The following is an 8,924-nucleotide window of genomic DNA, read 5'->3' as shown; positions in this document are numbered from 1 at the left end:
CCTAGCTGGTGCTAATAATCCGGTTTTACAGGGCTATGTGGCGATCGAGGGTTTAGCTCCTCACTTGCTTTGGTATGTTGCTCGCAGCCATTATCAAATCATGCATCTGTTAGGCGGTGCCGAGGCGAGGTTGCTCATGCCGAACGGAGAAGACTGGCACTTGGGTATCTTACGGCTAGCTGCTGTGCTCGATGTCAATGTGGTGGATCGTCATTGGCAGCTTGACTTAGCAACCTATCAACCACCCTGTACAGGCTTAGGGGATGATGTCTTGGTGGAGATTAGGGGTTCTGACCAAGAGCCAAAATATGTCCGTGCCTGGTTGGCAGAAATCAACGAGTGCCTGCACGCTAAAACTCCAGAAATCTGGCTATTTCGCGATCGTCTAGCCATTGAAGTTTTGGAACCAGGCCACAATTGGCAATCAGGCACTGTGCAGCTACAGCTAGCCCTAGTCTTTACTCCTTCAGAGCCACCTGCGCTACCTCATGCCAGCTATCCAGCCCAGTTGCCCGATCAGCCAGCAGAATCTGGTCTAGAACCATGCTATGCAACCCCATCCGGTTTGGAAGTCCCTACTACCCCAGGGTTATCAAGCCCAGACTCGTCAGCACAGGTTTCAATAGGGCTAATAGAGACACCAGCCTCATCTGGGGAAAAGTTAGAAACGCTATCTACTGATCCAGGGTTGCCTAGTGCAGACTTAGCCCCACAGGCGGCATCCTCGATTGATCACCCTATCCCGATCGAGGAGAGCTTGGCAGCTACCACACCTCCCACTGGGGATGATGCTGTTGACTGTGGCACGGCTGACTACAGCTTTGACAGGACACTGCAAGAGTTTGTCTCCGATTTAGAGAGCCTTTCGGTGGAATCGCTACCAGAGCTAGGTGGTACTCTGGGGCCTCAGACTGACACACCAATACCCCAGACGGCTGAGTCATACACGCTACCACAGGAACCATCCGTATCCCGTGACTCTACAGACGAGGTGTTGAATCCTGCGATCGGCTCACCGCTGATTCCTCCCTCTCCTAGCTCGATGGATGTTTCTGCCCCTGATGTCATCACCTTAGATATGTTTCGGGCTGAGTTGCCTGTGCCTGCTGAATCCGTGACATCAGATGACGCTGACTTGGCGATCGATTTGACCCTAGCCACCCTAGGTGACGATTTACAGGAATTGTCTGATTTAATGCCAAATCTGTTTCAGGAAGTCACATTGCCCCCCCTCAGTGCCACATATAGTCCCTCAGTGGCCATTGACGATACACCAACCTTAGAAATTTTTGAACAAGAGCTATCTGATGCTGTGGAATCAGTGCTCAGGGGATCGCCCGATGCAGCCATGAGCCTAGCAGAATTTGCGGAGCTAGTCGCGGAAGCCCACGCAGATCAGCCCACCATCCAAAAACCCATTAGTGATACAGCACCAACCCAACAGACCCCAAGCAGTCAACCTGATGCTGAGGTGATGCTTAGTGCGCCTAGCTCAACAACACCCTCACTAGAGTCATCGAACAAGGCTACAACCAGTGCTCAACAACGCATTGCTACTCCAGATGTCCGCATTGTCATTGATCCGAATCGTAGTCTTTATGCTTCAGATAGGCTCGCTATGGAATCATTAGCGGCGGATAACGATGACATTGGGGATGATGTTACAGATGAAGAACCGATAGCACCCATGCGAGGGGACAGGGAACTAGTAGAGGGTGCTGGGGTGACAGAGTCTATAGATGAGTCCCACAAGGTCATTGAGGAATCTTCAGGAGCAGACTCTCTAGCGGGGTCAGAGCAATCTATTGAAGAACTGGTCACTGAGTCACCTGAACCCCTAGAAGTTGCTCGCTTGGTTGATGATGAATTGATCTTGCCAGCACAAGCAGTTCTAGCAGATTTGGCTGATGTTGAGCCAGATGCAACGATCGTGCCCCTAGTGCCCAGTACGCAGCCAGCTACTACCCTGGATAATCCAGATATACCACTACCATGCCTAACTATTGACTTAGTAGGCCAAGTGTCACCTGACGATCGTGACCAAGCTCTCTTACGCCAAATCATGCTAGCTCGGCTGCCTCACCTGCAAGTCCTTGGCTCCCTAGCTAGTTCACTATCATCCAACATTCGGCAACACCTACAGAGCCTAGTAACTTGGGCATGGCAGGTGTTAGAGGCTGTAGAGCAGGAATCTCAACAGACTATTTGTCCAACTCAACAGTCAGCCATGCCTCTTAACGAATGGATGTCCTACTTACTCTGGCAAGTGACCCGCTCTGCCTATAGCATTACTCAACTTGTTAGCAGCATTCCTGCCTACGTGTTAGAAACCACCATCGGTTGGGTTCCTGGGCGGCTTCGCCTACTCATAACGATCACCATTTCGGCAGATGATCAGCACTGGCTGCTGGACTTATCCACCGGACGATCCTACGAGTTGACCCATTTGTTGGCTCCAGGGATGCTGATTAAGTCTGACCATAGTGACATATTGCATGACCCTCAGCGGGTTGATCACGTATTGGCTGACATCACTGATCAATTGCACCGGACATCACCACTGATCAAGCTGTTGATGATAGGCACCAAAGTAAATATTGCTACTCATAATCCATGTGATACTGATATGGTGGATGATCCCACTTGGCAACCTGCAATGATGCGTCTTGACATGGCACTAGAACTATTGCGAGAAGCGCGCTAGCCTAGAAGACATAGTAATCACGTGGTTAGCAATGCAGTTTCTAGATACCTCTCTCCCCAACATCCCCCGTGACCTCACTCCTAATGACCCTACTGATGGTCAATATCCAGGGTTCGACCATTTACAACCTCCGGATCCTAAGCTGATTAGTGCCTGTGTGCATTGCGGATTTTGTCTATCCACATGTCCCAGTTATCGAGTCCTTGGCAAGGAGATGGATTCTCCACGAGGCCGAATCTATCTCATGGATGCCATTCATAATGGTCAGGCCAGTCTATCGCCAGATGTGACCCAGCATTTTGACTCATGTTTGGGATGTTTAGCCTGCACAACCGCTTGTCCATCTGGGGTGGAATATGACAAGTTGATTGCGGCAACTCGTCCTCAAGTAGAGCGACATGCTGTCCGATCGCTGCCTCAGCGACTCATTCGCCAGTTACTATTTAACCTGTTGCCCTATCCTAACCGTCTGCGCCTGCTATTACGCCCGGTAGGACTATATCAAAAAACAGGGTTGCAACGTTGGATCCGATCCCTAGGCATCCTAAGGCAACTATCTCCCCAGTTAGCAGCTATGGAGGCGCTGCTGCCGCCACTTTCAGACAAGGCGTTTCAAACGTCTATGCCTGAAGTTATTCCAGCTCAGGGCGATCGCCGCTACCGAGTGGGTCTCATTCTTGGGTGTGTGCAGCGTCTGTTTAATCCAGAGGTCAATGAGGCTACTATTCGTGTATTAACAGCCAATGGCTGTGAAGTGGTAGTTCCCCAGAATCAGGGTTGTTGTGCGGCGTTGCTGCACCATCAGGGCCAAGAACACGACACCAAGGTTCTAGCTCGACAACTCATTGATGCCTTTGCCAACACTGGGGTAGATGCGGTGTTGATCAATGCCTCTGGTTGTGGGCATACCCTGAAGGAATATGGACGGATTTTGCAGGATGATCCAGATTATGCGGAGAAGGCGGCTGCCTTTGCGGCGATCGTCCGCGATGTTCAAGAGTTCTTAGCAGCGGTGGGGCTGGTGGCTCCTCTCTTGCCCCTACGACGGCAACCACTGACATTGGTTTACCAAGATGCTTGTCATATGCTCCACGGACAACGCATCAGTGTGCAACCGCGTCAACTGTTGCGACAAATTCCAGGGGTTACCCTACGTGAACCTATCGATGCTGCTCTTTGCTGTGGGAGTGCAGGGGTATACAACATTTTGCAGCCAACCGTAGCTGATGAGCTAGGTCGCCAAAAGGTACAGAATTTGCTAGCGACGGGGGCAGACGTAATCGTCTCTGCTAACATTGGCTGTTTTGTGCAAATTCAGCGACACTTACAACTTCAAGGTCAGTCAATACCAGTCATGCATCCTATGCAATTGTTAGACTTCGCTGTTCATGGCACGCCTCTACTGGAACCCACCTAGGGTGATTTATTGGATCCTACATAGTCAATTTCTAGTCATCTTCCTATACTGAGGTTAGGTGCTAGGGATTAGGGGTTAGGTGTTGGGTGCTAAGGGTTGGGGGTTAGGTGGAGTTATTTGGGTTAGAGTCAGCGTTGCATCGGAAGGAGTTTTGGGAAGGCGTTATTAGCACAGGAGACTCTGGGCAATGGCACGACGGTTTGAGCGACCACCAAAGTCACCACTACGGGATGCTTCAGCAACTGCCTATCAGCTCCGATGGTTCAGTAGGTCAGGGTTTGGCCTGACGATCGCCCTAGCGGTGACGGGTGCAGTGGTTACTATCATGAATCCAGCACCGGTGCAGTGGCTCGATTGTCAGACACAACGACTGTCCTGGCACTTGCGATCGACTTTTCTCACCCCTACAACGGATTCCCTTGATAGCAAGCCTAGTCTAGACGGGGACATGCCAGACACCAAGCACGGCCAAGTCATTCACGGTCGTGATCTGCTTCACCAAGGCCGTTGTTTGGTTCCTAGTGGTCAACCTGCCTTTCCGCATCCCTATCAGCGGGGGTTATATGTGCTGGCGATCGTCGTTATTGCTACTATTTTTTTTAGGCAGCTACAACCGTTATCGATGGTAGTGACTGGTTCGGGCCTAGGGCTATTGATTGGGGTTGGTAGTTGTTTAGCAATGGCCTTCAATGGTTTGGTGTTGCCTACGGTCTTACCGATGGTGCTGGTTATGATTATGGGTAGCCTTTATGCTATCACTAATAAGCCGAGTCATAACTGTCGCCAACAACCGCAGCTACCGCAGGTTACAAGCACCTATCCATTGGCTGCGATCGCCCAAGAGACGATCAACCACTGTGCGGGGTTGCCCAGTTGGTGCCCAAGTGAGGAGCAGAGTTCGTTGCAAAGTCAACTACGACAACGGTATCAAGTCACTCGACGATTGAGTGCAGGTGGTTTTGGGGCAACGTACTTGGCCAGAGATTTAGGCCGTGCTGGGCATCCCTACTGTGTAATCAAGCAGTTGCGGCCTGCTAACGATAGCCCTGAAACGTGGAAGGTTGCACGGCGGTTGTTTTTGCGGGAGGCAGAAACCCTAGAGCGCTTAGGGCAGTGCGAACGTATTCCTCAGTTACGCGCCTATTTTGAAGAAGATGGAGAGTTCTACCTAGTGCAGGACTGGGTAGATGGTCATCCCCTGAGCTATGAGCTATCGCTAACCATTCCCAACCCTGAAATCAAAGCTATGTCCGTCTTGAGTGACTTGCTTCCCACCCTAGATGTGATTCATCAGCACGGTGTGATTCATCGGGATATTAAGCCAGACAACATCATTCGCCGACATAGCGACCATAAACTGGTGCTAATTGACTTTGGGGCTGTCAAAGAGATCCGCCAGCCACCAACGGATACAAAAGTAACCAGTGATTTAACGATCGGCATCGGTACACGCGGCTACACACCTAGTGAGCAAGCAATCGGCAGGCCTAAGCCTAATAGCGACATCTATGCCTTGGGAATGGTTGCTATTCAGATTATGACTGGGTTACACCCCCGGCATTTACGGGTTGACCCTGCCACTGGTAACGTGATTTGGCGCGCTAAGGTGCGTGTGAATCCCCAGTTTGCTGATGTTCTTGATCGCATGGTGTGCTATAACTTCCGCGATCGCTACCCCTCAGCGACAGCAGTCCTTGCTGATTTGCAACCCTTACTGGATGCGATTCCGGCGGAGGTCTGGGCCGATCCTGCTATGCTGATTGGCACCTCAGAGCTGGTGACCGATGTGATTGATCCTATGGGCGAGACTAAAATTTGGCAGCCCTCATCCCCGGAGTCGCCATAGGTTATGAGCTGCTGAGACTAAAGTTGTTGAGAACAGGTTAATACTTACTTCCATGGTGTAAGGTCTATCCCGCTGTAGCTCAATAGCATGACCTTAGAGGGGCTATTTGAGTGCCAATTAATACTGACAAAATTGAAGCTGGTTATGCTAGGGTTTCGGGGCAATAGCCTAATCCTAGAACAAACTGTCGGCGAAATTCTTCAATCTCCGCCCGGTCGGGTGTGCCATGGGACACGATCGCAGCTTGATAGCGGCGCATCACATCCACAGGTGACTGTCCAGTTTCCAGACCCCACAGTGCCATCCGCACGCGAATATCTGGCTCATAGGGAATGCCTAGTTCATTCAAAAACGCCCGTAAGTCGCCATCTTGCTGGGGGTTGAGGCGCTGACTCAGTTTCACTCGAACGATCCAACCATCAATTTGATGGATGACTGTCACAAATTGGACAGGTAGTTCAGAAAAGCTGTGCAGACGCTCCACGACCCGCAGCGTCAGGCTAGCATTGGCTAGGTAGTAGAGGTAGTCCATAGATCAAAGTCCGAGCTAGTGCTACAATCCTATTTTCGTAGAGAATGCGAGCTTGCAAGTGGGGAGAAGTCCCCGACGTTATATAGGGAGGTTTCCCCAATCTTGGTTTATGGCCATAAACGTTACACCGCTTGATTTGTCACGTGCAGCCTACGATTACCACTTACCGGAGGATCTCATTGCCCAAGTTCCAGCGCATCCCAGAGATAGTTCTCGCTTGCTAGTTGTAGACTCACCAACCCATCACAGTCATCACCGATTTTGGGAATTACCCGATTTACTGCAACCCGGTGACTTACTAGTGATGAATAACACCAAAGTTCTGCCCGCTCGATTGTATGGTCGGAAGCCAAGGGGGACAGAGGTAGAGATTCTGTTACTGGAGGAGTACGACGATCGCCATTGGCTCTGTCTAGTGAAGCCAGGACGACGCTTGAAACCAGGGACAATTATCGAATTCTACGATCGCACTTCCCATACAGACTCACCTGCTACTTCGCCAGCTCTGACCGCTAGGGTGTTAGCAACTGACCCAGCTACCAATGGCCGCGTCTTAGAATTTGATGCCGCAGGTGCAGACCTAATGGCCGCGTTTCACCAGTTGGGTCATGTTCCTCTGCCCCCATACATCACAGACAGTCAAGCATCCCCCGACCAATACCAGACGGTATACGCTGATCGAGTTGGCTCTGTTGCGGCTCCCACAGCCGGATTGCACTTTACTGAGCGTCTGTTAGCAACCTTGCAGGACCGGGGTATCGATCGGGCATTTGTCACGTTACATATTGGTGTGGGCACCTTTCGACCCGTTGAGGTTGAGGATATTACCACCCACAACATGCATAGTGAGTGGGCAGAGATTCCGAAAGATACGGTCGAGAAAGTTCGTCAAGCCCTTGCCCGCGGGGGACGCATTATTGCCGTGGGCACAACATCTGTGCGTTCCCTAGAGGGGGCTTCTCAGACAGGCGAACTCCAACCCTTTTGGGGCAAGACTGATTTGTTTATCTATCCTGGCTATCAATGGCGAACCGTCCAGGGGTTAATCACCAATTTTCACTTGCCTTGTTCTAGTCTCATGATGTTGGTCAGTGCCATGATCGGGCGGCAACGGCTGTTAGACCTCTATGCAGTGGCAATTGCCGAGCGCTATCGCTTCTATTCCTTTGGTGATGCCATGCTCATTTTACCTACCGCTACTCAAGCATAAGTCACCCTGCCATGTCTCTACACGATAAACTTCAGCCGGTTTTCGTGCTTCTGTCTGTGCTAGTGGGGTTGGTTTTGGCTCACGTTTCGGAGTTGCCATCAGTGGCTAGTGGGTTAATTGTGCCCTTGCTGACCGTGATGCTCTATGCAACCTTTCTGCCCATGCCTCTGCAACAGGTTGGATGTGCAATCCGTAATGTGACGGCCACTGCCACTAGCCTGAGTATGAATTTTCTATGGACACCCATTCTGGCCTGGGCACTGGGGGCTATTTTTCTCCGAGATGCCCCTGATCTGTGGGTAGGCTTGATTATGCTCATGGTTACACCCTGTACCGATTGGTATCTGGTGTTTACCAGCATATCGGGAGGTGATGTGTCGTTGGCGATGGCACTCCTGCCCTTTAACCTGAGTTTGCAAATTCTGCTGCTGCCGATCTACTTACTGGTGTTTACAAGCACCTTAGTAGAGTTAAGCCCCCAGGCACTCGTCGGTAGCATCCTCTGGGTGTTGGTGCTGCCCTTACTCATGGCAGTTTTGTCTCGTCGTTGCATTAGCTACTGGTGGGGAATTGAGTGGCTACATCACCACATGCCTAAAATTACAGCCCTGCAAGTTGTCTGTCTGAATGTTGCTATTGTTGCGATTTTTACCGCAGAGAGTCCAGCCTTGTTCGAGCGTCCTGGATTGCTGTTACGACTATTGCCACCTGTGCTTCTCTTTTTCTGGATTAATTTTTGGATTGCTCAAGTACTAGGACGACGACTACAGCTATCCTACAGCACAAGGGTTTGCCTAATTTACACAACCCTAGCCCGCAACTCACCCCTGTCCCTGGCGATCGCGGCATCTACATTTCCCGATCGTCCCCTAATTACCCTTACCCTCGTCATTGGTCCCTTGATTGAGCTACCGCTGTTAATGGTAATCTCACAATGGCTACGGTTCACAGAAAAGCTCAGGAATAACCCCCATGAAGCCAGACCATGACCTGTGCAACAACCTGAAACAAATTCGACTGCGACTGGGGATGAGTCAGCAAGATCTGGCCGCGATCGCTGGAGTCTCTCGCCAGACGATTGGGGGCGTAGAAGCAGGACAGTATGCTCCTTCGACAACAGTGGCCCTCCGACTGGCAAGAGCGTTGGGATGTCAGGTCGAAGATTTGTTCTGGCTCGAACAGGATAGGTCAGAACTAGAGGCCATTCCTACTCAG

At 51.0% G+C, this 8,924-nt stretch carries 7 protein-coding genes; 6 read left to right on the top strand and 1 reads right to left on the bottom strand.

Annotated elements, in window-relative coordinates; genetic code table 11:
* The 3 genes from NZ772_08615 to NZ772_08605 all read left to right on the top strand — a co-directional run.
* Window positions 1-2,704, top strand: a 2,704-nt coding sequence (locus tag NZ772_08615; protein MCS6813616.1) for a hypothetical protein, incomplete at its 5' end; no start/stop codon positions are given.
* 31 nt (window positions 2,705-2,735) lie between these two features.
* The gene (locus NZ772_08610; GenBank protein MCS6813615.1) at window positions 2,736-4,121 is read left to right on the top strand and encodes a heterodisulfide reductase-related iron-sulfur binding cluster; all 1,386 of its coding nucleotides are present in this window, start codon (window positions 2,736-2,738) and stop codon (window positions 4,119-4,121) included.
* Window positions 4,122-4,308: 187 nt separating this feature from the next.
* Complete coding sequence (locus NZ772_08605; GenBank protein ID MCS6813614.1) at window positions 4,309-5,967, top strand: serine/threonine protein kinase; 1,659 nt, start codon at window positions 4,309-4,311, stop codon at window positions 5,965-5,967.
* Window positions 5,968-6,109: 142 nt separating this feature from the next.
* Here NZ772_08605 and NZ772_08600 read toward each other — a convergent pair whose 3' ends face one another.
* Complete coding sequence (locus NZ772_08600; protein ID MCS6813613.1) at window positions 6,110-6,499, bottom strand: hypothetical protein; 390 nt, start codon at window positions 6,497-6,499, stop codon at window positions 6,110-6,112.
* Window positions 6,500-6,608: 109 nt separating this feature from the next.
* Here NZ772_08600 and queA point away from each other — a divergent pair, with 109 nt between their 5' ends.
* The 3 genes from queA to NZ772_08585 form a co-directional block, all read left to right on the top strand.
* Window positions 6,609-7,709, top strand: a complete 1,101-nt coding sequence (gene queA, locus NZ772_08595; GenBank protein ID MCS6813612.1) for a tRNA preQ1(34) S-adenosylmethionine ribosyltransferase-isomerase QueA — start codon at window positions 6,609-6,611, stop codon at window positions 7,707-7,709.
* A gap of 11 nt (window positions 7,710-7,720) precedes the next feature.
* Window positions 7,721-8,698 carry an arsenic resistance protein gene (locus tag NZ772_08590; GenBank protein MCS6813611.1) on the top strand — a complete coding sequence of 326 codons (978 nt, stop codon included), beginning with the start codon at window positions 7,721-7,723 and terminating at the stop codon, window positions 8,696-8,698.
* Window positions 8,682-8,924 (top strand): helix-turn-helix transcriptional regulator (locus NZ772_08585; GenBank protein MCS6813610.1); only part of this gene is annotated, 243 nt, incomplete at its 3' end. The genes NZ772_08590 and NZ772_08585, both read left to right, overlap by 17 nt.

The organism is Cyanobacteriota bacterium, assembly GCA_025054735.1.
Lineage (GTDB): Bacteria > Cyanobacteriota > Cyanobacteriia > SKYG9 > SKYG9 > SKYG9.
The sequence above is the reverse complement of the archived record's forward strand: the minus strand, read 5'-3'. Positions and strand labels throughout refer to the sequence as shown.

What these genes read in the sequence shown, in the direction of transcription:
- NZ772_08610 (MCS6813615.1), top strand. Translation starts at nt 2,736, where the DNA reads ATGCAGTTTCTAGATACCTCTCTCCCCAACATCCCCCGTGACCTCACT.
- NZ772_08605 (MCS6813614.1), top strand. Translation starts at nt 4,309, where the DNA reads ATGGCACGACGGTTTGAGCGACCACCAAAGTCACCACTACGGGATGCT.
- NZ772_08600 (MCS6813613.1), bottom strand. Translation starts at nt 6,499, where the DNA reads ATGGACTACCTCTACTACCTAGCCAATGCTAGCCTGACGCTGCGGGTC.
- queA (MCS6813612.1), top strand. Translation starts at nt 6,609, where the DNA reads ATGGCCATAAACGTTACACCGCTTGATTTGTCACGTGCAGCCTACGAT.
- NZ772_08590 (MCS6813611.1), top strand. Translation starts at nt 7,721, where the DNA reads ATGTCTCTACACGATAAACTTCAGCCGGTTTTCGTGCTTCTGTCTGTG.